The organism is Haloglomus litoreum, assembly GCF_029338515.1.
Lineage (GTDB): Archaea > Halobacteriota > Halobacteria > Halobacteriales > Haloarculaceae > Haloglomus > Haloglomus litoreum.
Window position 1 is genome coordinate 3,427,765 of sequence record NZ_CP119988.1, and the last position, 21,676, is coordinate 3,449,440.

Here is a 21,676-nt window from a genome sequence, read left to right on the forward strand (position 1 = left end):
CGGGCGCGTGAAAGTCGGGTTTTTGCCGGGGGCAGTTCTAGGCGCTCTCAATGAGTGACGCCGCACAGGCAGCCGACGACAACCCCTACCTCCGGGAGCCGCCGACCGTGTTCGAGCCGGTCGGGGAACTCGGGGCGGAGACGGCCCGCGAGCAGGCCGAACATCTCCGCGAGGCGATCCGGTTCCACGACCAGCGCTACTACGTCGAGGCCGACCCCGTCATCGACGACCGGACCTACGACGACCTGTTCGAGCGGCTGCAGGAACTGGAGGCGGCCTTCGACCTCGATACGTCGAACTCCCCGACGAACCGCGTCGGTGGCGAGCCGCTGGACGAACTGGACACCGTCGAGCACGTCGCGCCGATGCTGTCCATCGACTCCTCGGGGGACCCGGACGAGGTCCGCGAGTTCGACCGGCGGGTGCGCGACGGGCTCGCCGACGCCGACCCGGATGCCGAGGTCGCCTACGTCCTGGAACCGAAGTTCGACGGCATCTCCGTCGAACTCGTCTACCGGGACGGCGAACTCGAACGGGCGGCGAGCCGCGGTGACGGCCACGAGGGCGACGACATCACGGCGAACGTCAGGACGGTCGGTTCCATCCCGCAACGCCTGCGCGGTGACCACCCGGAGTACCTCGCCGTCCGCGGGGAGCTGTTCATGCCCCGTGAGCCGTTCTCGGCGTACAACTCCGAGCGGGTCGCCGAAGGGAAGGAGCCGTTCGCGAACCCGCGCAACGCGGTCGCGGGAACGGTCCGGCAGCTGGACCCGTCGACGGTGGCCGAGCGGCCGCTCGACTGCTTCTTCTTCGACGTGCTGGAGTCGAGCGCCGACTTCGAGACGCACATCGAGCAGGTCCGACGACTCCCGGAGTGGGGGCTGAAGACGAGCGCGAAGGTCGAGCGCGTCGACGATATCGAGGCCGCGCTGGACTACCGCGACCGGCTGCTCGCCGAGCGTGACGACCTCTCCTACGAGGTCGACGGGACCGTCATCAAGCTCGACGACCTGGCCGCGTGCGAGGCGCTCGGGGCCACCTCGCGCGCGCCGCGCTGGGCGTACGCGTACAAGTTCCCCGCCCGGAGCGAGGAGACGACCGTCCGGCAGATCGCCGTGCAGGTCGGCCGGACCGGCCGGCTGACGCCGGTCGCGATGCTCGACCCGGTCGAGGTCGGCGGCGTCACCGTCTCGCGCGCGACGCTGCACAACCCCGACCAGATTGCCGACCTCGGCGTGGACGTGGGCGACCGCGTCCGCATCCAGCGCGCGGGCGACGTCATCCCGTACGTCGAGGAGGTGACCGAATCCGCGTCGGAGGGCCACTTCGTGTTCCCCGACCACTGTCCCGCCTGTGACAGCGCGGTCGAGCGCGACGGCCCCAACGCCTTCTGCACGGGCGGCCTCGCGTGCCCGGCCCAGCTCCAGCGCGCGGTCCAGCACTACGCCGCCCGCTCGGGGCTGGACATCGAGGGGCTTGGCGAGAAGATGGTCCAGCAGCTCATCGACGAGGGGCTCGTCGCGGGTATCCCGGACCTCTACGACCTCACGGTCGAGGAGCTGGCCGAGCTCGAGGGCTGGGGCGAGACGAGTGCCGAGAACCTCGTCGCGGAGCTCGAAGCAGCCTCGGAGCCGCCGCTGGCCGACTTCCTCGCGGCCATCGGCGTCCCGGAGGTCGGCGAGACGACCGCGGCGAACCTCGCGCGCCACTTCGGCACGCTCGACGCGGTGATGGAGGCCTCGACGGAGGAACTCGAGGCCGTCGACGACGTGGGACCCATCGTCGCCGAGGAGATCTACGAGTTCTTCCGGAGCGAGCGCAACCGCGAGGTGGTCGACGCGCTCCGCGAGCGTGGCGTCGAGCCACAGGCGGCAGAGACGGAGACGGGCGACGAACTCGAGGGGCTGACCTTCGTGTTCACGGGGTCGCTCGACGGCTACACCCGGAGCGAGGCCCAGGAGCTGGTCGAGCGACACGGGGGCAACGCCACCAGCAGCGTCTCCGGGAACACGGACTACCTCGTCGCCGGGTCGAATCCGGGCCAGAGCAAGCAGGACGACGCCGCGGCCAACGACGTGCCCGTCGTCGACCAGGGCGAGTTCGAGGACCTCCTCGCCGAGCGCGGCGTCGAGCTGGACGAGTGACTCGGAAGGGCGAACAGGCAGGTCCTCCAGCACGCGAGGCGACGGACCGCACGCTTCCCGTGGCTCGGTCGGTTCCGACCCACGCTCGGAGCGGGTGCTCCATCTGCCCGCCTCGCGGTGGCTCGTCAGGTCACGGGGGCGCTGGTCGCGGTCTCGTATTTCAAGCTACGTGAGGGGGAGCTGGATGGTTGAAGGCCCGGGGCGAGACGATGTTTGGCAGATATCTCAATTGAGAATTGACTTCAACTATTGGTGAGGTGATAGATGATTAATTGAGAGTTCTGAATATTATTGTCCGCGCGAGCGAAGCGAGCGCGGTTCTCCGCTCGGAGACCCCGAAGGGGTTGGAGAGCGGCCTTTTTCTGAACGTTTTTTGCGGAAGTGGTTCGCGAAGAGCGCCGGCCGTAGGCCGGCGCACGAGCGAACCCGCAGCGGAAAACAGCTCCTTAGAAGGAAACCTGCTCGTGGCCGGTCTCGCCCAGACCGGGGGCGTCGCGGTCGGAGTAGCCGACGCGGCCGACGGCCTCCTCGGAGAGCGCCGAGTAAGCGGTGAGTCGGACCTCCTCGGCGTCGGCGAACGTCTGCTCGCCCAGCAGCTCGATGAGCTCGCCGAAGGTCTCGGTCCCGTCGACCGTCTCCAGCTCCAGCTCTCCGTAGGCCTCCACCAGCTCCTCGGCTGTTGCAGGGTAGGAGTGCGCGTCGATCTTCTCGTCCACGTCGTCCATGATGCGCATCGTACCTCCACTCTGACCAGAATCCTTCATAAATGTTCTCTACAAACGGAACAGGAATCTACAATGAAGATAATGACATACTAGGACACACTCGGCAGGGCCGTCCGGGGGCCGCCGCGTGGGGCCGGGCTTTTGCGTGCCCCCCTCGGAACGGGCGTATGGTCGTCGCGGACCTCCACGCGCACACGACGAACTCGGATGGGGAGATGACGCTCGAGGAGATACCGGCGGCGGCGCGCCGGGCCGGGGTCGAGGCCGTCGCGGTCACGGACCACGACCGGCTCCATCCGGAGCTGGACGCGCCGACGACCGAGCGGGACGGTGTGACCGTCGTCCACGGCATCGAACTCCGGGTCGAGAGCCCCGCGGGCCGGGTGGACCTGCTCGGGTACGGCGTCCGCGAGACGCCCGAACTGGCCGACCTCGTCGAGCACCTCCAGCGCGACCGCGTCGAGCGCGGGCGCGCCATGGTCGAGCGGGTGGAGTCCCGCCTCGGCGTCGACCTCGACGTGACCGTCGAACCCGGGTTCGGACGGCCGGACCTCGCACGGGCGGTCGTCGCGGTCACCGACTACGAGTTCGACGAGGTGTTCGACGAACTCATCGCCGACGGTCGGCCCTGCTACGTCTCGCGGGACATCCCGTCGTTCGATGACGGCCGGGCGATCCTGGCGGAGGCCTGCGCGCTGGTCGGCCTCGCGCATCCCTTCCGGTACGAGGACCCGGAGGCGGCGCTGACGCTGACCGCCGATCTCGACGCCGTGGAGCGGTACTACCCCTACGAGTTCGAACCGGACGTGGCGCCGGTGGCGGCCGCGGTCGAGGCGAACGATCTGCTGGTGACCGGCGGGAGCGACGCACACGACCACCGGCTGGGACGGGCGGGGCTCGACGGGGACGAGTGGGCGGCCGTCCGTCGGCGGTTGCCGGACCCACAGGACTCAAGCGGATAGCCGCGTCAGTACGGGTATGCAGTGCCACTACTGCGAGGAGGATGCCGCCATGGCCGTCGAGAAGGACGGCATCAAGGTCGGGCTCTGCGAGGACCACTTCCGCGAGCGGCTGGAGGAGCTCTCCGAGTCCGGCTTCCTCGAGGAGGTCCGTGAGGACCTCGATATCGACCGCTGAGCGTCTCCCGCAGTCAGGTCCCCCCGGGGCCGTCCCCTCCTCCGTCGAGTTCCACACCCGCCTCGCGCTCGGCGAGCGCCGCCTTCTCGTCGTGGGAGAGCTGTTTCAGTTCGTACTCCCGGGACATCGCCGCGGACCGGCTCCCGAAGGCCTCCAAGTGGACGAGTTCCACGGGCGTCCGGCCGCGCGTGTACTTCGCCCCCTCGCCGGCGTCGTGCTCGGCGACGCGCCGCTCTGGGTCGGTCGTGTAGCCGGCGTAGAACGTCCCATCGGCACAGCGCAGCAGGTACGCGTAGTGGCTCACGACGCCGCGACACCCGGATAAGATGAGGGCACCCTGTGGTTACTGCACGATACCACGGCCGTCTCAGGACCGCGTCTCGTGTGCGCGCTCCCTCGAGACCTCGGCGATGCCCGCGTTGGCCGAACAGTTCGGACACGCGTGGATATCCCCGCGTTCGTCGGCGAACACGCGCGCGAACCGGTCCGAGACGTGCGCGTCACAGTGGTCGCACCTTGGCATGCTGGTGACCGACTCGGGCAGGGGCCCCTCGTCGGTACCGCAGAGTACGAGGGCGGCCCGTAAAACTCCCTCGGCGAGTGGTGACACACCACCCAATCCGCCGGCAGGGCGCGCTTCTCACCCCGCTTCCTCGCGGGCGGTGCTGACGGCCCGGGCGACCAGCCCGGCCTGCGCGCCGGCGGTGAACCCGGCGCCGATGTTGACGACGGTCAGGGGGGTACAGGACTGGAGCAGCCCGGAGAGGGCGGCCTCCCCGGCGCCGCCGTGGCCGTAACCGGTCGCGACCGGCAGCCCGACGACCGGGGCGTCGACCAGTCCCGCGACGACGGTCGGGAGCGCGCCCTCGCGCCCGGCCGCGACGACCAGAACGTCCGGCTCCCGGACCGCGGGGAGTGCATCGAGCAGCCGGTCGATGCTGGCGACGCCGACGTCCTCGATCAGGCGCACCCCGGCACCCATCTCGCGGGCGACCGTCACGGCCTCGCGCGCGGGCTGAGCGTCGGAGGTGCCGGCGGTGACGACACCGACGTCCGCCGACAGCGACGGCGGTTCGTACTCCGGGCCGTGGACGACGACGGTCCGACCGCGCTCGTCCCACGCGACGGTCGCGTCGGGCACCTCCGCCGCCAGCACCCGCCGGACCGCGGTCGCGTCCGCGGGGTCGGCTCGCGTCACCAGCGCGTGACCGGTCGTCTCGACGGCGGCGGCCGCGAGCGCCGCGGTCTCGGGGGTCGTCTTCCCCGCCGCGAGGATCCCCTCGGGGACGCCGCTCCGCTGCTCGCGGGCCGCGTCGAACCGCCCGGCATCGAGGGTCGTGTACCCGCGGAGTTCGGCCTCGGCGGCCGCCGGACTCACCTCGCCACGGGCGACCCGTTCGAGTACGTCGCGCATACCCGGTCAGTGCGCGCGCGAGCGGACGTGCCTGTCGATTCTCCCCCGTCATCGAGGGTCGACCCCCGGTCGTGGCCGCAAAGAATATATAAAACCGGATTCCACGGTAACGGTTCGGCGTGTCAGAGGGCCCAAAACGGGCGATAGAAGCGGCGAAACCCCCCGGCTTCAGTTATTATTATAAAGGGTGGCTGTCAACGGAGATTCGTATGGCAGACCTGATCGTCAAGGCCGCTGTGAAGGACGCACTGGACGACATGAACGTGGCTTCGGACTTCTACGACGCGCTCGACGAGGAGGTCGAGGAGCTCCTCGAGGACGCCGCCCGCCGAGCCGACGCGAACGACCGGAAGACGGTCCAGCCGCGCGACCTGTAAGTCGGCGAACCTCCCCGATTCTTTCGCGCTCGCATCGACCAGCCGCGGCGCTCGTCACCGTTCCGGAGGCTCGCGTCAGTACTCGTGGACCGCCACGCCGTCGGGGGTCCCCACGTGCAGCTCGTCGGCGAGGTCGACGAAGAGGCCGTGCGCGACCACGCCCGGTATCGCCTCGAGTCGCCGGGCCGTCGTCCCGGCGTCCTCGATGGGTCCGAACGCGCAGTCGAGGACCAGGTTCCCGTTGTCCGTCACGACCGGGCCGTCCTTGCGTTCGGCGGCCCGGAGCGTCGGCTCCCCGCCGAGATCGGCGATCCGGGCTCGGACCGTGGGTGTCGCATCCGGGAGCACCTCGACCGGGACCGGATGGTCGGGCGTCGCGGCGAGTTTCGACTCGTCGACGACGACGAGCAGCCGGTCGGCGGCCGCGTCGACCACCTTCTCCCGGGCGTGGGCGGCACCGCCCCCCTTCACGAGGACGGTCCCCTCGGCGGTGTCGAACCCGTCGGTCGTGGCGTCTCCCGACCCCAGCGGCGCCGCCGCGTCGGCGCCGTCGATGGCCACGTCGGGCGTGGCCTCCTCCAGCGTGGTCAGGGGGATGCCGACCTCGCGGGCGAGCGCCCGTGACTGGTAGGAGGTCGGGACGCCCCGGATGTCGAGTCCGCCGTCGACGGCCCGCCCGAGCGACCGGATGGCGTGGGCAGCCGTGCTCCCCGTCCCGAGGCCGACCACCTCCCCGTCGCGGACCCGGTCGGCGGCCGATTCCCCGGCCCGGCGCTTGGCCGACTCGGTCCCGTCGTTGGACTTCATGCCCGGGCCGTCGCGGTGGCGGATATAGAAGCCACCGACCCGCGGCGACAGGTTCGAGTCGAGCACGCCCGTAGTCCGGGCCATGCCTGCCTGCACCTACTGCGACGCGCCGGTCGAGAACCACGACCCGGTCTGCGTCTGCGAGTGCGCGGACGGTACCGGCTCGACCATCGACGCGCGCTTTTGCAACTACGCCTGTCTCGTCCAGCACGTCGAGCAGGAGGGACTGACGCTGGGGAACCGCTGCGAGTGGTCCCCCGAGGCAGGGAGTGACTGCTGCTGAGGGCGGCAGGGCTCGGGTGTAGGCCGAGCATATTTTTGAGGCCCCGGCCCCCGCCCACAGCCATGTTCGGAACCAGTGGGGTCCGGGGGCCGGTCGGCGAGGACGTGACGGCCGAGCTCGCGCTCCGTATCGGGCGCGCGCTCGGCGACCGCGACCGCGTCGTCGTCGGCCGCGACCCCCGCGATTCGGGACGGTTGCTCGTGGACGCACTCGCCGCCGGCTGCCGCGAGTGTGGCGTCGACGTCGTCGACCTCGGCGTGGCCGCCACCCCGACCGTCGCCCGGGCGGTCGCGTGGGAGGGTGCCGACGTCGGCGTCTCCGTCACGGCCTCGCACAACCCCGCGCCCGACAACGGCATCAAGCTCTGGCAACCCTCCGGCCAGGCGTTCGACGAGCCGCTGCGCGAGGAGGTCGAGGCGCGTGTCCGCGCCGACGACCCCGACCTCGCCGCGTGGGACGGCCTCGGCGACCGGCGAACGACGGACACCACGGGGCGCCACGCCGCCGCGCTGGTCGAGGCGGTCCCCCCGTGCGAGCGCTCGGTCGTCGTGGACGTGGGCAACGGCGCCGGCGGGGTGACGGTCGACGCGCTGACCGACCTGGGCTGTACGGTGGAGACGCTGAACGCCCAGCCGGACGGCTCGTTCCCGGGTCGTCCCTCCGAGCCGACGCCCGAGAACTGCGAGAGCCTCGCGGCGCTCGTCCGGGAGGGAGCGGCCGACCTCGGCATCGCCCACGACGGCGACGCCGACCGGATGCGCGCGGTGGCCGGGGACGGCGAGTTCCTGTCGGGAGACACCCTGCTGGCGGTCCTGGCGGCAGACGCAGCGGAGTCGGGCGACCGCGTGGCCGTCCCCGTCGACACCAGCCTCGCGGTCGAGGATTTCCTCGCCGAGCGTGGCGTCGAGACCGTCCGGACGCCCGTGGGCGACGTCTACGTCGCGGCCGCCGCGGCGGAGGAGGGCGTCGCGTTCGGCGGCGAGCCCTCGGGCGCGTGGATCTGGCCCGACGAGACGCTCTGTCCCGACGGCCCGCTGGCGGCCTGCCGGCTGACGGCCCTCGACGCCGAGCGCCCGCTGGCCGAGCGCGCGGCCGACGTACCGACCTACCCCATCCGGCGCGAGAGCATCGAGGCCGACGCGAAGGCGGCGGTCATGGAGCGGGTCCGCGAGGCCGTCGCCGCCGAGTACGACGCCGCCGACGTGTCGACGCTCGACGGCGTCCGCGTCGACCGCGGCGACGGCTGGTTCCTCGTCCGTGCCAGCGGGACCCAGCCGCTCGTCCGCGTGACGGCGGAGGCGCGCGACCCCGACCGGGCCGACGCGCTCCGCGAGACGGCGCTGGCGCTGGTCGAGGATTCACGTCGCGAGTAGGTGGCCGCAGGAGCAGGTCAGGTTCGTCGGGTCGAGCGCGCCTCTCGTACGTCCGCGCCGTCGCGGATCTTGTCCTCACACCGGGGGCAGACACGGGGGTTCTCGACACCGTTCGGTGTGAAGACCCGGGCGTATGCTGCCGTTACGAACGAAGAACAGTTCTGACACTCCGGCATACACCTGTACATGGGCTGGATTTCACATAATGATACTGTGTGAAATGATACCATGATTCCGGACCTGACATTTGAACGTTCCGGCAACGGAAGGCAGTGCCACTTTATCGGTGGAACAGGTCGATGACACGACCGGTCGAACGGGTGGGCGGCCAAGAGCTAAGCACCGGGCGGCCCACCCTGCCACCGTGACACACACCACCGTCATCGCCGGGGTCGGGCCCGGCCTCGGGGCGTCGCTCGCCCGCCGGTTCGCCGAGGAGGGTTGCCAGGTCGCGCTGCTGGCCCGCAGTGGCGACTCCCTCCACGACCTTGCGGCCGACATCGACGCGGAGACGGCGGGCGAGGCGCTCGCGGTCCCGACCGACATCAGTGACCGGGAGGCCGTCGTCGAGGCATTCGAGGCCGTCCACGAGGCGTTCGGCGACGTGGACGTGCTCGTGAACCACGCCTCCGCGGCCGCGTGGGACGGCCTCCTCGATGCCGACCCGGAGAACTTCCGGCGCGCGCTCGCGGTCAACGTCGAGGGCGCCTTCCACTGCTCGCAGGAGGCCGTTCCGGACATGGTCGAGGGCGACGGCGGGACGGTCATCTTCACCGGTGCGACGACCTCGGTCCGGGGGCGCGAGAACGCGGTGGGCTTCTCGGCCGCGAAGTTCGGCGCCCGCGGCCTCGCGGAGTCGATGGCCCGCGAACTCGGGCCCGAGGGCGTCCACGTCGCCCACGTCGTGCTGGACGGCATGATCCGGCCGCCCGGGGCCGAGCCGGACGAGCAGTACCTCGACCCGGACGCCATCGCCGAGGAGTACTGGAAGCTCGTCCAGCAGGACCGCTCGGCCTGGACGCTGGAACTGGACCTGCGGCCGCACGTCGAGGAGTTCTGAACCCCCGCCTCGGAGCAGCCCCTCCTGGGCGAGGCCGATGTTTATGCATTATGCCCGAGACATAGTCCAGGAGGGATGCATATCTGCATTATTGGCGGAGGAGATACCCTGAGGGGGACATCTATGTATCCACGCTCGCCCGTGCTCACTCCGTCGCGCGCTCGAACGTGAGGACGAACACGGCGCCCCGAGGGTTGGCGTCCTCGATGCGGACGGTGCCGTCGTAGGCGTCCATCATGGTCCGGACGAAGAACAGTCCGAACCCGTGTCCGCCGTCGGCCTGTTCGGAGTAGCCCTCCTCGAGGACGGCCCGTTTCTGTTCGTCCGGGATGCCGGGACCGTTGTCCGCGATGCGGCAGACGACGCCCTCCGGGGTGGCCTCGGCGGAGACGTCTATCTGTGGCGTCTCCCGGTCGTTGTGCGTGACGGCGTTCGAGAGGACGTTGCCGACGACGTCGGGCAGGAGGTCGTCGGCCTGGACCCGGAGGTCGGCGGGCGTATCCAGCGAGACGGCCGCCTCGGGGTGGCTCGTCTCGAGCGCGTCGGCCTCCTCCTGGAGGACGGTCGACAGCGACATCGGCTCCAGGAACCGCTCGCCGTCGTCGCTCACGGCATCGAGGATGCCGCGGGTCCGTTCCAGCTGGTCCTCGATGCGACCGACCTGCTCGAGCACCGTCTCGGCGTGGGCCGCCAGTTCGGTCCCCGCGCGGTCGGCGATGGTGCCCGCCCGCGCCCGGATGATCATGATGTCGTTGGCGATGTCGTGCCGGAGGATGCTGTTGACGAGTTCGATGCGGTCGCGGGTGCGCCGGACCTCCTCGAGGGCGGCTTCGGTCTCGTTGCGGGCCCGTTCGGCCTCGTGAGCGTCCCTGCGTGCCTGTGCGTAGAGGTAGCCGACGAGCGACCCGAGGACCGCCCCTGCCCCGGCGGCGGTGTACAGCGCGAACTGCGGCTCGGCGATGGCGCGGCCCTCCAGCATCCGGACCAGGATGGTGACCGTGAACACGAGCAGGAGGACGACGGCCCCGGCGACGGCCCCGCCGGTCATCCGCCATCGCGACGGGACCGCGAGGTCGTCGGCGACCTGGCGGTAGCTGGCGTAGCAGATGGTCGCGGCCAGCCCGGTCCCGAGCGAGGCCGCGACGAGCGGCGGGGCGGCCGTCCCGAGGGTCTCCAGCTCCTGGAGCAGGTTCCACACCACGACCGTCTCGAGCACCAACCCCAGCGTGGCCAGCACCGCTACCGGAACCAGCCCCGACGCGTCCGGATCGGTCCCCGTCGGGGCGGTTCCACGGATGTAGTTCGACATACCGAATACGGAGACGGCTGCCACTTCACCCTTGGCTCCAGTGCCGTGGTCGCTGCCTCCGGCCCCGGGCCGTCCTCGGTGTCGGCCGGCCATAGTCGGTCCATTCAATAGCACGCCACCCACGACACCACCCGTGCAACTCCTCCGGGACCCCGAACGGCGCCGGTGGCTCGTGTTCGCCGTGCTCGCCGGAGCCTTCCTGCTCGTCAACGTCCACCGCCTCTCCACTGCGGTCCTCGCCGACCCGCTCGCGCGCTCGTTCGACGCCACCGCAGCGGAACTGGGCACCCTCCACGCCGCGTTCTTCTACGTCTACGCGCCGCTCCAGATCATCGCCGGGGTCCTGGCCGACCGGGCGGGCATCCGGTGGACCGCCGCCGCGGGTACCGTCGTGATGAGCGTCGGTGGCGTCGCCTTCGCCGTCGCCGACACGTTCGCGCTCGCGTTCGCCGCGCGCCTGCTCGTCGGGCTCGGTGGGAGCGTCGTCTTCATCGCGACGCTCCGCTTCTGCGCCAACTGGTTCCGCCCCGACGAGTTCGCCACGATGTCCGGCGTCACCATCGCCATCGCGGGGCTGGGTGGCATCATCGCCACCACGCCGCTCGCGCTGCTGGTCGAACGGACCGGCTGGCGACCCGCGACGCTGGGCCTGGGCCTGGTCGGCCTCGTCGCCGGCGCCGTCGTCGCGGTCGCCGCACGGGACTCCCCGGCGGACGCCGGCCTGTCGGCCATCGAGGGGGTCCCGTCGGCCGAGACGCTCTCGCTGTCCGGCGTCGTGGCGAACGCGAGACGCGTGCTGGGTGGGGCCGACACCTGGCTCGTCGGCGTCATCCTGTTCTGCGAGCTCGGTGTCAACCTCACCGTCATCGGGCTGTGGGGCGTCCCGTACATGGTCCAGACCTACCCAGGCGTGGGCGTCACGGAGGCCTCGACCTACGCGCTCGCGGGGAGCCTCGGCCTCCTGCTGGGGCCGCCGCTCATCGGCCGCCTCTCCGACCGCCTGGAGCGCCGGACGGCGCTGATGGTCGGCGGGGGCGTCATCTACACCGCCGCGTTCGCGGTCCTCGCGCTGGGCACGCCGCCGAAGTTCGTCGTCGGTCTCGTCCTGTTCGCCGCGGGCGCGCTCGGCGGCGCGTTCGCGCTGGGCTACGCCGTGGTCAAGGAACAGCACAGCGCCGCGGCATCGGGCGTCGCCACCGGGACCGTCAACGCCATCGGCTTCTCCGGCGCCGCGGTCTTCCCGGTCGCGATGGGCGTCATCCTCGACACCTACTGGACCGGCGAGACGGTGGCCGGCGCACGCGTCTACACCGAGTTCGGCTACCAGGTCGCGTTCGGGCTGGCGACGCTGGCGGGACTGGTTGCGCTCGCGTGTTCGCTCGCGCTGCACCGCCGCATGGGCGCGCCCACGTCGGCGAGTGCGGCGGCGAGCGACGACTGACGCCCTACGGAACGAACACGTACGCCGAACCGCTGTTGAACCCGTTGGGGTCCCCATCGAGGTAGGCACCGAAGACGGCCGTGTCGCCGCTCAACGCGACCGAGTGCCCGAACTGGTCATTGAAATCGCCGTCGCTGGCGACGAGTTTGGCCTGCTCGGTCCACGTGCTTCCCGACCGCGTGAACACGTACGCAGAACCGCTGAAGGTCCCGTTCGGGTCCTCGTCGGTCTTCGCGCTGACGACAGCCGTCTCCCCGTCCAGCGCGACCGCGTAGCCGAACTGGTCGCTACCGTCACCGTCGCTGGCGGCGAGTTTGGCCTCCTCGCTCCAGGTCGTTCCCGAGCGCGTGAAGACGTACGCCGAGCCAGCACTGCCACCGTTGGGGTCCTCGTCGTTGAGTGCGCCGACCAGGACCGTGTCACCCGCCACCGCGACCGACCGGCCGAAGTAGTCGTACGTGTCCCCGTCGCTGGCGAACAGCTTCACCTGCTGGGTCCAGGTCGTCCCCGACCGGACGAACACGTACGCCGAGCCGGATCCGGGTCCGTTGGGGTCCCCGTCGTTCGAGGTGCCGACGACGGCCGTGTCACCGTCGACCGCGACCGCGAAGCCGAACCGGTCGTTGGTCTCGCCGTCGGTGGGGAGCAGTTTCGCCTGCTGGCTCCACGTCGTCCCCGACCGGACGAACACGTACGCCGAGCCGGCGCCACCACCGTTGGGGTCCTCGTCGAGGTACGCACCGACGACGGCGGTGTCACCGTCGAGAGCGACAGTGTACCCGAACCGGTCGCTATCGTCACCGTCGGTGGGGAGCAGTTTCGCCTGCTGGCTCCACGTCGTCCCCGACCGCGTGAACACGTACGCCGAACCGCTGTTGCTCCCGTTGGGGTCCTCGTCCTGGTACGCGCCGACGAGGGCCGTATCGCCGCTCAGCGCGACCGACCAGCCGAAGCGATCCTGTGCGTCACCGTCGGTGGGGAGCAGTTTCGCCTGCTGGCTCCACGTGCTTCCCGACCGCGTGAACACGTACGCCGAACCGGCACCGCTGCCGTTCGGGTCCTCGTCGCCCCAGGCGCCGGCGAGCGCCGTGTCACCGTCCACCGCGACCGCGTGGCCGAAGCCGTCGTCGCTGTCGCCGTCGCTGGCGAACAGCTTCGCCTGCTGGATGGTCGGGAACAGCTGGGGCGCCGGCCCGGAGCCGCCGCCGCTCGTACCCCACGGGTTGTCCGTTCCGTCGGTGTTGCGGGCCTGGATGGCCCCGAACTCGACGTCGAACGCCACGCTGTCGGACTGGACCTCGTTGCCGACCGCGAGCGGCAGTTCCCACTCGATGCAGAGGCACGGCCCCGTCGTCTCGCCGGGCGCGCTGCTCGGCTGATAGGCGGCCTGTGAGCCCGCGGGGGCGTCGCTCCCGGCGGCGTTCAGCGGCGTGCCGCCCGCGAGCAGGGCCAGCAGCGACGCCAGCGAGACGTCGGTGGCAATCTCGCCGCCCGGGACGGGGTCGCCGTTCGCGTCGCAGTAGAACGCGCTCGCGACGATGGCGTCGTCGAGTTCGCCCAGGCCGTCGGTATCGACGCCCTCGGCGTCGATCTCGGGGTCGTTCTGCCCGTTCTCGGCGTCCTCGGTGCCCGTCGTCCGGACCCAGAGGTAGGCGGGATTCGTGTGCAGCTCGAAGCAGAACGTCACGGCGCCGCTGTCGCCGGGTTTCACGTCCTCGAGCGTGTAGAACAGGCCCGCCTCACCGTCGACAACACCTGACGGAGTCGCGAGGTTGGTCGCGGGCGAACCCTGGTAGGTGGCGTCGTAGTGGACCAGCAGGTCCAGCGTGCCCGCGACGAGGCTGTTGCCGTCGAAGGACTCGCGGTCGCTGAACAGGGCGCTGGTGCCGAGGCCGGCGCCCGCCGAGGCGAGGCCGATGGCGCCGGCGCCGACCAGTATCCGGCGCCGAGTGAGGTCGACGAGTACCTGATCGCCGCTCATCGCGACCCTCCGGTCGTGGCGGCGGGCTGTGGGCCGAGGGGCGGCTCGGGTCGGGCTGTTCGGACGTGTCGGGCGGTTCCCGCTGACTGGTCGGTTGCTGCTGCTGGCATGATTGCTCCCCCGGTCGGCGAACGGTCGCGTCCGAAGAGTACCTGTCAGGACGCTAGAAGGGGAGATAGGTATGGAGGCCCTGTCGGGCAATAACGAGCGCTACAGGGCCAGATGTGCCACTCTGGTTGGAATACCCTGTCCGGCAACGCGGCCCCGCTCGGGGTCCCGGTGATGCCGGTACACACCCCCCGAGCGCACCCCTCAAGTGCGCGCGCGCCCTGCCACGTGTATGAGCGATTCAGCGGGCGGCGCGCTCTCGCCCGACGAGCCCGAGGCCGAACGCCCCTTCCGGGTCGACGCCCCCTTCGATCCCACCGGCGACCAGCCCGACGCCATCGAGGAACTGGTCGCGGGCTACGAATCCGGCATGACGAAGCAGACCCTGCTCGGCGTGACGGGCTCGGGCAAGACCAACACCGTCTCCTGGGTGGTCGAGGAGCTCCAGCAGCCCACGCTGGTCATCGCGCACAACAAGACGCTCGCCGCGCAGCTCTACGAGGAGTTCCGCAACCTGTTCCCGGACAACGCCGTCGAGTACTTCGTCAGCTACTACGACTACTACCAGCCCGAGGCGTACGTCGAGGGGACGGACACGTACATCGACAAGGACGCCTCCATCAACGACGAGATCGACCGCCTGCGCCACTCCGCGACGCGCTCGCTCCTCACCCGGGACGACGTCATCGTCGTCGCGTCCGTCTCGGCCATCTACGGGCTGGGCGACCCGGCCAACTACGTCGACATGGCGATGCGCCTGGCGGTGGGCGACGAGATCGACCGCGACGAGTTGCTGGGGCGGCTGGTCGACCTCAACTACGAGCGCAACGACGTGGACTTCACGAACGGCACCTTCCGCGTGCGTGGGGACACGGTCGAGGTGTTCCCGATGTACGGCCGGTACGCGGTCCGCGTGGAGTTCTGGGGCGACGAGGTCGACCGGCTCCAGAAGCTCGACCCGCTCGAAGGGGAGATCAAGAGCCAGGAGCCCGCCGTGCTGTTCCACCCGGCCGAGCACTACTCCATCCCCGAACAGCGCCTGGAGCGGGCCATCGGCGAGATCGAGGACCTCATGGAGGACCGGGTGCGCTACTTCGAGCGCCAGGGCGACCTCGTCGCGGCCCAGCGCATCGAGGAGCGCACCACCTTCGACCTGGAGATGATGCGCGAGACGGGCTACTGCTCGGGCATCGAGAACTACTCCGTCCACCTGAGCGACCGCGAGCCCGGCGAGGCGCCCTACACCCTGCTGGACTACTTCCCCGACGACTTCCTCACCGTCGTCGACGAGTCCCACCAGACGCTCCCGCAGATCCGCGGCCAGCTGGCGGGCGACAAGGCGCGCAAGGAGTCACTCGTCGACAACGGCTTCCGCCTCCCGACGGCCTATGACAACCGGCCGCTGTCGTTCGAGGAGTTCGAGGAGCGCACCGACCGCACGCTGTACGTCAGCGCGACGCCGGGCGACTACGAGCGCGAGCACTCCGAGCAGGTGGTCGAGCAGATCGTCCGGCCCACCCATCTCGTCGACCCGAAGGTGACCGTCGAACCCGCCGAGGGCCAGGTCGAGAACCTGATGGACCGCATCGCCGACGTGCCAGAGGACGAGCGTGTCCTCGTCACGACGCTCACCAAACGGATGGCCGAGGACCTCACGGAGTACCTCGAAGAAGCGGGCGTCGACGTGGCGTACATGCACGACGAGACGGACACCCTGGAGCGCCACGAACTCGTGCGCTCGCTGCGCCTGGGCGAGATCCAGGTGCTCGTCGGCATCAACCTCCTCCGCGAGGGACTGGACATCCCCGAGGTGTCGCTGGTGGCGATCCTCGACGCCGACCAGGAGGGGTTCCTCCGCTCGGAGACGACACTCGTGCAGACGATGGGCCGGGCCGCCCGCAACGTCAACGGCGAGGTCGTCCTCTATGCGGACGAGACGACGGATTCGATGGCCTCGGCCATCGAGGAGACCCAGCGCCGCCGCGAGATCCAGCAGGAGTTCAACGAGGAGCACGGCCACACGCCCACGACCATCGAGAAGGCAGTCGGGGAGACGAACCTGCCCGGCGCGAAGACCGAGACGGGTGGCGTCAGCGGCTACGAGGCCGACGACCCCGACGAGGCACGCGAACTGATCGAGACCCTGGAGCGCCGGATGCGCGAGGCCGCCGACAACCTCGAGTTCGAACTCGCGGCGGACATCCGCGACCGCATCCGCGAGTTGCGCGAGGCGTTCGAACTCGACGGCGACGACGGCGTCCCACCAGAGGAGGAGGGTATCCCGACGCCGGACGAGGAGTTCTGAGCGCCGCGACACCGCGCGCTTTTCATCCCCGCCGCGGGAACGGCCGTATATGCCGGACCTCGTCGAGACGCGCATCCAGAACCGGTGGATGGTCCAGCCCAACCACGCCAACAACCTCGGCGCCGCCCACGGGGGGAACGTTCTGAAGTGGATGGACGAGGCCGGCGCGATGAGCGCGGTGCGGTTCTCCGGTGAGATCTGCGTCACCGCCCACATGGACGAGGTGAACTTCAAACAGCCCGTTCCGGTGGGCGAGACGGCGTTCATCGACGCGTACGTCTACGACGCCGGTCGGACGAGCGTGAAGGTCCGGGCCCAGGTCTACCGCGAGGACCTCAGGAGCGGCCGTCGCGAGTTGACCACCAACTGCTACATGGTGTTCGTCGCCATCAACGAGGACAACGAGCCGGTTCCCGTCCCGGACCTGACCGTCTCGACCGAGGAGGGCGACCGGCTGCACGCGGAGGCGCTCGACGGCGCGCCGGAGTGACGCCCGGCTGCGGTGCCGTCGCTGGCCGGGCGACCGCGGCGGCGTCACCGGCCAGCGGCGGGTAGATATACCACCGGGCACGGTCGGCCACAGAGCTATCCGTGACGGCACCGACCGCGGGCGTATGGCCGAGACGCGATACGTCGACACCCGCACGACCCACACCGCGCGCCCCAGGCCGTGGAAGTACTGGTTCCTGCTCGGGGCGCTCGCCCTCGGACCGCTGTACGTCCTGTTGCTCCCGGTACTGGTCGGCTGAGCGGGGACCCACGACCGCCGGCACCGCCGTAACCCCCGTCACCAGGACCGGAGCCCCTGTCACCGGACCGGAGCCGACCACCAACCGAGCCCTGCGCCGGAGGAACTACCGACCGAGCAGCCGGTCCACGTGGCGTTTCCCGAGCGCGATGGTCTCCAGGTCGCGCGTCCCGACCTCCAGCGTGGCGGTCCCCGACCAGCCGTCCAGCGACGCGAACAACCCCCGGAAGTCGAGTTCCCCCATCCCCGCCGGGAGGTGCTCGTCGCCGCCGCCACGGGTATCCGAGAGGTGGAGGTGGTCGATGCGGCCGGCGTTGGCGGCGGCGTACTCGCCGATGTCGACCGGCGGGTCACCCAGCACGGCGTGGGCGGTGTCGAAGGTCGTCCCGAGGCCGTCGCCCGCGCTCCCGAGCGCGGCGAACAGGTCGTCGAACTCGGCAGCGACGAAGGGTCCGTGGATGATGTTCTCCGGGACGGGCCTCACCCCGCGCTCCCGTGCCGCCCGGACGACGCGCCGGGTGCCGTCGACGACGAACTCCCGTCGCTCGGCATCCGTCCAGCCCTTCCCCCAGGCCTCCGACGACGGGTGGAAGACGGCCTTCCGGGCGTCGAGTCCCGCTGCGAGGTCGAGACAGGCCCGGCACTCCCGGACCGCGCCGTCGCGCACGGGGCCGAAGGGCGAGCCCAGGTCCACGGTGAACGGGAGGTGGACGAGGAGGTCGAGGCCGGTGTCGTCGAGCGCGTCCGCGAGCGGGTCGCGCCACGCGTCGGCGCGCGAGCGGGCGTGCGGCCCGTCGAGGAGCACCTCCACGTGGTCGAACCCCTCGGATGCGGCCCACTCGACACCCCGACGGACATCGCGCAGCGGGAGGGTGAACCCCAGGTCGAGGTCGAGCGTGGCATCGACCGGCTCCGGGTCGGGATCCGGGTCGGGACGGGTGAACACGTCCTCGCGGACGGTACCCGTCGTGTTCAACCCCAGGGACCGTCCTGTCCGGGGCCGTCCTGCCGAGGGCCGAGTCGTCGGCCGGTCGTCATCGGCCCGTCCGACGCCGCCGACACCCCTATGGGCGGCACGCCCTCATCCCGTCCCATGAGTGACGAGGCCGACGGACGACCGGATGGGGAGCCGGACGCCGAGGGGGGCGCCGACGGGTCGGACCAGACGGAGCGCACGCCCACGCCCCGCGAGCCGGGGCTGGAGAGTTCGGAGCCGGCGGTCCGGGAGGTCGAGGAGGGCGACGACCCCACCACGCCGATGGCACCGGACCTGCCCGAGGACGTCCGGAAGTACGACCGGTTCAAGAAGATGGACGGCGCGACCTACGACCGCGCCAACGACTTCCTCCGGGACCGGACCTACATCACGGCCCGCGAGTGGGCCATCGCACGCCTCTGTGCCGACTTCCGGACCGAGACGGGCGTCGAGATGACGAAGATCGGCGAGAACCTGCCCCACCTCGTCCCGTTCATGACCGACACCTACACGCCACAGGCCGTGAACCAGGCGCGGGCCTCGTTCAAGGAGAAGGTCCGCAAGTCCGGCGCGACCTTCCTCTACGGCGCGATGTGCGACTTCTACACCGCCGAGGAGCTGGACGAGCTGATGTACGAGGTGACGGAGGTCGCGAAGTTCCTCCTCGAAGTGGAGGGCGTCGAACTGACCGTCGAGGAGGAGCTCGCCGCGGAGGACCGCATCGGCGACGTGATGCGCGAGGTGCGGGAGTCCTCGGCCGCGCTGCGGCACGACCACGTCACCTGCCCGGAGTGCGGTCACGAGATCGAATCCGGGACCGGCGGCCACTCGGAGCACGAGCCGGCCAGCGCCGACGACTGACGGCGCGGCACCTCGGGGGCACACTGGACCGCTCGGGCGCCCCGCGAGCGTCCGCCTACGACTCCTCCTCGTCCGGGTCGACGGCCGACTGGTCGGACGTCCCCGGCGTCCCCTCGCGCGTCTGTGCGGTGCGGGGCCGTTCGACCCCGGGGAAGAACAGCGTCGGGTCGTCGTGGGTGAAGGTGATGGTGTCGTCGTCCTCCGGCGGCGTGACGTGGGTGTAGAACGTCCCGTCGACCGCCGCGCGGAGCCCCTCCAATCGGTCGGCGTCGACGGCCGACGGGACGAAGACCGCCGCGTCGCCGTCCGCGCTGTAGAGGATGGTGAGGAGCTGGATCTCTCCCGGGAGGTCCGCCCGGAGGACCTCGTACTCGTCGATATCGCGCACGCTGACGATCTCGTCGAGGCCGTCGAACTCCTCGCGTCTGACCACCACGCCGATCCCCGGCTCCCCCTCGTCGAGGACGCCGCTGGCCGTCGGGTGGAGCACGGCGGTCCGCCAGCCGGCCTTCCGGTGCTCCTCGGCGGACTGCTCCATCTCGACGATGAGCTGTTTCCAGTGGTTCTCCGTCGCCCCGTCGGGGACCGCCCCGGGGTCGATTCCGGCGTCGTCTCCCGGGTCCTCGCCCCCATCCGCCGGAGCCTCGACCGGGTCGGCGGCGGCGTCCGCGGTCTCGTCGTCCATGCCTCCACTCCGGAACGGGAACGGGAAAACCTGTTCGCCGCGCCCCTGGTGTTCAGCGGTCGTCCGCGGGAGCGGCGTCCGACGTTCAGGGCTCGTCGGAAGCGACGCGAACGTTGCGGCCCCGCGTCTCCGCGAAGGCGTCCTCGGCGCCGTCGTAGACCACCTCGCCGCGGAGCATCGTCCACTCGGGGAAGACGCCCTCGTGGCCCTCGAACGGCGTCCAGCCACACTTCGAGTGCAGCTCCAGCCCCCGGATGGGCCGGGTCTCGGTCGGGTCGACGAGGACGAGGTCGGCATCGCAGCCCGGCTCGATGCGGCCCTTCCGCGGCAGGCCGAATATCGCGGCGGGGTTCGCCGCGGTCACGTCACGGACGCGCTCGTACGAGAGCTCCCCCTCGCCAGCGGCGGCGAGCAACAGCGGGAGGGCGGTCTCGACGCCCGGCACGCCGGAGGGGGCGTCCCAGATGCCGGCATCCTTCTCCTCGCGGGTGTGGGGCGCGTGGTCGGTCGCGACCACGTCGACGGTGCCGTCGGCGAGCCGCTCGAACAGCGCCTCGCGCCGTTCCTCGCTCCGGAGCGGCGGGTTCATCCGCCCGAACGTCCCCAGGTCGTCGAGATCCTCGCGCGACAGGAACAGGTGGTGGGGTGTCACCTCGCAGGTCATGCCCGCCTCGACCGCCGCGTCGACGCCCTCCGGCGTGGAGGTGTGGGCGATGTGGACCGTGGCGTCGTGGTCGGCCGCGACCTCGCCCGCGCGCTCGACCGCGGCGGCCTCGGCCTCGGGCGTGCGGTAGGCGCTCCACGCATCCGCGTCGTCGTCCGGGCGCTCCAGCACGCTCTCGTCGAACAGGTCGGCGTCCTCGGCGTGGACCGTGACGGCCACGTCCGCCCCGGCGGCGCGTGCGACCGCCTCGTCGAACAGGTCGGCGTCGATACCCATGTCGCCCGTCGAGTCCGCGAGGAACACCTCGCCGAGCGCGAACAGCGGCCGGTCGAACAGCGACTCCGGGTCCCAGTCCGCGGTGACGCCGCCGTTCAGCCCGTAATCGACGGCCGAGGCACGGGCGAACGCCGCCTTCTCGTCGAACGCGGCGCCCGTCGTGGTCGGCGGGTCGGTGTTGGGCTGGTCCACGACGGTCGTCACCCCGCCCGCAGCGGCCGCCTTCGAGCCCGTGGTCCAGTCCTCCTTGTGGCCGAACCCGGGCTGGCGGAAGTGGACGTGGACGTCGATCATCCCGGGCAGGAGCCGCTTCCCGGTCGCGACCAGCACGTCCTCGTCGTCGGCCACGGTCAGATCCTCGGCGACGGCGGCGATGGTCTCGCCCTCGATGCGCACGTCGCGGACGCGCCCGTCGGCGAGCGTGGCGTTCCGGATGAGCATACCCGTGGGTCGCAGGGAGGTCGCTTCGGTCTTCCGGAGCAGCCGCGGAAGCACTTATCATTCCAGTCTCCGTGGCGCCCGGTGTGCCCTCCAACACAGACGACAGACGGTTCACGCGACGACAGCTGCTCGCCGCGAGCGGTGCGACCGCGCTGGCCGGCCTCGCGGGCTGTACCCTGACCGACTCCCCGCAGGTCCGCTGTGCCAGTACCGGCGAGGGGGGCGGCGACACCATCCTGACGTTCCGGGTCACGCCGGGCGACCGCTACGCCTACCTCCTCGTCGGCGTGCCGGCCTCCGAGGTCCCCGACGGGCTGGAGGCGATCCGCGTCTCCGACGGCGCCGACCGGCTCCTGTACGAGATCCCCGTCCAGGACAACGCGGACATGAACCGGTGGCGCCCACCCGGCATCGACGAGGAGGAGGTCCCGTACACGGTCAACCTCGGCGAGCCACCGGTCCACGGCAGCTACCGCGTCCAGGCGGTCTCCGACGGGACGGTGGTCGCGACGGCGACCCTCGAGTTCAACTGCTTCGTCGACGCACCGCGCTGAGGGGACA

General features: G+C 70.8%; 24 protein-coding genes. 13 read left to right on the plus strand and 11 right to left on the minus strand.

Features of this window, described 5'->3' with window-relative positions; translation table 11 throughout:
- Positions 1-50 precede the first annotated feature (50 nt).
- Positions 51-2,144 (plus strand): NAD-dependent DNA ligase LigA, encoded by a 2,094-nt coding sequence (ligA, locus tag P2T62_RS17275; protein WP_276258260.1) that lies wholly within the window; start codon positions 51-53, stop codon positions 2,142-2,144.
- Between the two features lie 446 nt (positions 2,145-2,590).
- On the opposite strand, the gene P2T62_RS17280 is transcribed toward ligA, so the two are convergent.
- Entirely contained in the window at positions 2,591-2,878 is a 288-nt protein-coding gene (locus P2T62_RS17280) for a DUF5789 family protein (RefSeq protein ID WP_276258261.1), read from the minus strand.
- Between the two features lie 158 nt (positions 2,879-3,036).
- Between P2T62_RS17280 and P2T62_RS17285 the strand changes: the two genes are divergently transcribed.
- Both P2T62_RS17285 and P2T62_RS17290 read left to right on the plus strand, forming a co-directional pair.
- Positions 3,037-3,831, plus strand: coding sequence for a PHP domain-containing protein (locus P2T62_RS17285; RefSeq protein WP_276258262.1), 795 nt, complete (start codon positions 3,037-3,039; stop codon positions 3,829-3,831).
- A 16-nt stretch (positions 3,832-3,847) separates the two neighbouring features.
- A complete protein-coding gene (locus P2T62_RS17290) occupies positions 3,848-4,006 on the plus strand; it encodes a DUF6757 family protein (protein WP_276258263.1) in 159 nt (52 codons plus the stop codon).
- A gap of 13 nt (positions 4,007-4,019) precedes the next feature.
- Here the strand turns inward: P2T62_RS17290 and P2T62_RS17295 are convergent, their stop codons facing one another.
- The 3 genes from P2T62_RS17295 to larB all read right to left on the minus strand — a co-directional run bounded on the left by P2T62_RS17295 (position 4,020) and on the right by larB (position 5,420).
- Complete coding sequence (locus P2T62_RS17295; RefSeq protein ID WP_276258264.1) at positions 4,020-4,310, minus strand: GIY-YIG nuclease family protein; 291 nt, start codon at positions 4,308-4,310, stop codon at positions 4,020-4,022.
- A 63-nt stretch (positions 4,311-4,373) separates the two neighbouring features.
- A complete protein-coding gene (locus P2T62_RS17300) occupies positions 4,374-4,529 on the minus strand; it encodes a DUF7563 family protein (RefSeq protein ID WP_276258265.1) in 156 nt (51 codons plus the stop codon).
- A 117-nt stretch (positions 4,530-4,646) separates the two neighbouring features.
- A complete protein-coding gene (larB, locus tag P2T62_RS17305) occupies positions 4,647-5,420 on the minus strand; it encodes a nickel pincer cofactor biosynthesis protein LarB (protein ID WP_276258266.1) in 774 nt (257 codons plus the stop codon).
- A gap of 209 nt (positions 5,421-5,629) precedes the next feature.
- Here larB and P2T62_RS17310 point away from each other — a divergent pair, with 209 nt between their 5' ends.
- On the plus strand, positions 5,630-5,797 hold the full coding sequence (locus P2T62_RS17310) for a DUF1931 domain-containing protein (protein WP_276258267.1): 168 nt from the start codon (positions 5,630-5,632) through the stop codon (positions 5,795-5,797).
- 75 nt (positions 5,798-5,872) lie between these two features.
- Here the strand turns inward: P2T62_RS17310 and rpiA are convergent, their stop codons facing one another.
- Entirely contained in the window at positions 5,873-6,604 is a 732-nt protein-coding gene (rpiA, locus tag P2T62_RS17315) for a ribose-5-phosphate isomerase RpiA (RefSeq protein WP_276261634.1), read from the minus strand.
- Between the two features lie 82 nt (positions 6,605-6,686).
- Between rpiA and P2T62_RS17320 the strand changes: the two genes are divergently transcribed.
- Together P2T62_RS17320 and glmM are read left to right on the plus strand one after the other, a co-directional pair.
- A complete protein-coding gene (locus tag P2T62_RS17320; protein ID WP_276258268.1) occupies positions 6,687-6,887 on the plus strand; it encodes a hypothetical protein in 201 nt (66 codons plus the stop codon).
- 62 nt (positions 6,888-6,949) lie between these two features.
- Positions 6,950-8,260 carry a phosphoglucosamine mutase gene (glmM, locus tag P2T62_RS17325; RefSeq protein ID WP_276258269.1) on the plus strand — a complete coding sequence of 437 codons (1,311 nt, stop codon included), beginning with the start codon at positions 6,950-6,952 and terminating at the stop codon, positions 8,258-8,260.
- 17 nt (positions 8,261-8,277) lie between these two features.
- Here glmM and P2T62_RS23460 read toward each other — a convergent pair whose 3' ends face one another.
- Positions 8,278-8,436, minus strand: coding sequence for a DUF7563 family protein (locus P2T62_RS23460; RefSeq protein WP_420028382.1), 159 nt, complete (start codon positions 8,434-8,436; stop codon positions 8,278-8,280).
- Positions 8,437-8,624: 188 nt separating this feature from the next.
- On the opposite strand from P2T62_RS23460, the gene P2T62_RS17330 reads away from it, so the two are divergent.
- A complete protein-coding gene (locus P2T62_RS17330; RefSeq protein WP_276258270.1) occupies positions 8,625-9,320 on the plus strand; it encodes an SDR family NAD(P)-dependent oxidoreductase in 696 nt (231 codons plus the stop codon).
- 145 nt (positions 9,321-9,465) lie between these two features.
- On the opposite strand, the gene P2T62_RS17335 is transcribed toward P2T62_RS17330, so the two are convergent.
- Positions 9,466-10,629 carry an ATP-binding protein gene (locus P2T62_RS17335; RefSeq protein ID WP_276258271.1) on the minus strand — a complete coding sequence of 388 codons (1,164 nt, stop codon included), beginning with the start codon at positions 10,627-10,629 and terminating at the stop codon, positions 9,466-9,468.
- 133 nt (positions 10,630-10,762) lie between these two features.
- Between P2T62_RS17335 and P2T62_RS17340 the strand changes: the two genes are divergently transcribed.
- Positions 10,763-12,070, plus strand: coding sequence for an MFS transporter (locus P2T62_RS17340; RefSeq protein WP_276258272.1), 1,308 nt, complete (start codon positions 10,763-10,765; stop codon positions 12,068-12,070).
- 4 nt (positions 12,071-12,074) lie between these two features.
- On the opposite strand, the gene P2T62_RS17345 is transcribed toward P2T62_RS17340, so the two are convergent.
- A complete protein-coding gene (locus tag P2T62_RS17345) occupies positions 12,075-14,051 on the minus strand; it encodes an FG-GAP repeat protein (RefSeq protein ID WP_276258273.1) in 1,977 nt (658 codons plus the stop codon).
- Positions 14,052-14,391: 340 nt separating this feature from the next.
- Between P2T62_RS17345 and uvrB the strand changes: the two genes are divergently transcribed.
- The 3 genes from uvrB (at position 14,392) to P2T62_RS17360 (ending at position 17,213) form a co-directional block, all read left to right on the plus strand.
- Positions 14,392-16,464, plus strand: coding sequence for an excinuclease ABC subunit UvrB (uvrB, locus tag P2T62_RS17350; RefSeq protein ID WP_276258274.1), 2,073 nt, complete (start codon positions 14,392-14,394; stop codon positions 16,462-16,464).
- A 49-nt stretch (positions 16,465-16,513) separates the two neighbouring features.
- Positions 16,514-16,954, plus strand: coding sequence for an acyl-CoA thioesterase (locus tag P2T62_RS17355; protein ID WP_276258275.1), 441 nt, complete (start codon positions 16,514-16,516; stop codon positions 16,952-16,954).
- A 124-nt stretch (positions 16,955-17,078) separates the two neighbouring features.
- The gene (locus tag P2T62_RS17360; protein ID WP_276258276.1) at positions 17,079-17,213 is read left to right on the plus strand and encodes a hypothetical protein; all 135 of its coding nucleotides are present in this window, start codon (positions 17,079-17,081) and stop codon (positions 17,211-17,213) included.
- 105 nt (positions 17,214-17,318) lie between these two features.
- On the opposite strand, the gene P2T62_RS17365 is transcribed toward P2T62_RS17360, so the two are convergent.
- Positions 17,319-18,188 (minus strand): sugar phosphate isomerase/epimerase family protein, encoded by an 870-nt coding sequence (locus P2T62_RS17365; RefSeq protein ID WP_276258277.1) that lies wholly within the window; start codon positions 18,186-18,188, stop codon positions 17,319-17,321.
- 117 nt (positions 18,189-18,305) lie between these two features.
- On the opposite strand from P2T62_RS17365, the gene P2T62_RS17370 reads away from it, so the two are divergent.
- Positions 18,306-19,049 (plus strand): DUF5806 family protein, encoded by a 744-nt coding sequence (locus P2T62_RS17370; protein WP_276258278.1) that lies wholly within the window; start codon positions 18,306-18,308, stop codon positions 19,047-19,049.
- 55 nt (positions 19,050-19,104) lie between these two features.
- On the opposite strand, the gene P2T62_RS17375 is transcribed toward P2T62_RS17370, so the two are convergent.
- Both P2T62_RS17375 and P2T62_RS17380 read right to left on the minus strand, forming a co-directional pair.
- A complete protein-coding gene (locus P2T62_RS17375; RefSeq protein ID WP_276258279.1) occupies positions 19,105-19,734 on the minus strand; it encodes a DUF7529 family protein in 630 nt (209 codons plus the stop codon).
- An 85-nt stretch (positions 19,735-19,819) separates the two neighbouring features.
- Positions 19,820-21,115 (minus strand): dihydroorotase, encoded by a 1,296-nt coding sequence (locus P2T62_RS17380; protein WP_276258280.1) that lies wholly within the window; start codon positions 21,113-21,115, stop codon positions 19,820-19,822.
- 83 nt (positions 21,116-21,198) lie between these two features.
- Between P2T62_RS17380 and P2T62_RS17385 the strand changes: the two genes are divergently transcribed.
- A complete protein-coding gene (locus tag P2T62_RS17385; RefSeq protein ID WP_276258281.1) occupies positions 21,199-21,669 on the plus strand; it encodes a hypothetical protein in 471 nt (156 codons plus the stop codon).
- Positions 21,670-21,676 lie beyond the last annotated feature (7 nt).

Bases quoted from the DNA above. Each gene is read 5' to 3' on its own strand.
- ligA (WP_276258260.1), top strand. From the start codon at position 51: ATGAGTGACGCCGCACAGGCAGCCGACGACAACCCCTACCTCCGGGAG.
- P2T62_RS17280 (WP_276258261.1), bottom strand. From the start codon at position 2,878: ATGCGCATCATGGACGACGTGGACGAGAAGATCGACGCGCACTCCTAC.
- P2T62_RS17285 (WP_276258262.1), top strand. From the start codon at position 3,037: ATGGTCGTCGCGGACCTCCACGCGCACACGACGAACTCGGATGGGGAG.
- P2T62_RS17290 (WP_276258263.1), top strand. From the start codon at position 3,848: ATGCAGTGCCACTACTGCGAGGAGGATGCCGCCATGGCCGTCGAGAAG.
- P2T62_RS17300 (WP_276258265.1), bottom strand. From the start codon at position 4,529: ATGCCAAGGTGCGACCACTGTGACGCGCACGTCTCGGACCGGTTCGCG.
- larB (WP_276258266.1), bottom strand. From the start codon at position 5,420: ATGCGCGACGTACTCGAACGGGTCGCCCGTGGCGAGGTGAGTCCGGCG.
- P2T62_RS17310 (WP_276258267.1), top strand. From the start codon at position 5,630: ATGGCAGACCTGATCGTCAAGGCCGCTGTGAAGGACGCACTGGACGAC.
- rpiA (WP_276261634.1), bottom strand. From the start codon at position 6,604: ATGAAGTCCAACGACGGGACCGAGTCGGCCAAGCGCCGGGCCGGGGAA.
- P2T62_RS17320 (WP_276258268.1), top strand. From the start codon at position 6,687: ATGCCTGCCTGCACCTACTGCGACGCGCCGGTCGAGAACCACGACCCG.
- glmM (WP_276258269.1), top strand. From the start codon at position 6,950: ATGTTCGGAACCAGTGGGGTCCGGGGGCCGGTCGGCGAGGACGTGACG.
- P2T62_RS23460 (WP_420028382.1), bottom strand. From the start codon at position 8,436: ATGCCGGAGTGTCAGAACTGTTCTTCGTTCGTAACGGCAGCATACGCC.
- P2T62_RS17335 (WP_276258271.1), bottom strand. From the start codon at position 10,629: ATGTCGAACTACATCCGTGGAACCGCCCCGACGGGGACCGATCCGGAC.
- P2T62_RS17345 (WP_276258273.1), bottom strand. From the start codon at position 14,051: ATGAGCGGCGATCAGGTACTCGTCGACCTCACTCGGCGCCGGATACTG.
- uvrB (WP_276258274.1), top strand. From the start codon at position 14,392: ATGAGCGATTCAGCGGGCGGCGCGCTCTCGCCCGACGAGCCCGAGGCC.
- P2T62_RS17355 (WP_276258275.1), top strand. From the start codon at position 16,514: ATGCCGGACCTCGTCGAGACGCGCATCCAGAACCGGTGGATGGTCCAG.
- P2T62_RS17360 (WP_276258276.1), top strand. From the start codon at position 17,079: ATGGCCGAGACGCGATACGTCGACACCCGCACGACCCACACCGCGCGC.
- P2T62_RS17370 (WP_276258278.1), top strand. From the start codon at position 18,306: ATGAGTGACGAGGCCGACGGACGACCGGATGGGGAGCCGGACGCCGAG.
- P2T62_RS17375 (WP_276258279.1), bottom strand. From the start codon at position 19,734: ATGGACGACGAGACCGCGGACGCCGCCGCCGACCCGGTCGAGGCTCCG.
- P2T62_RS17380 (WP_276258280.1), bottom strand. From the start codon at position 21,115: ATGCTCATCCGGAACGCCACGCTCGCCGACGGGCGCGTCCGCGACGTG.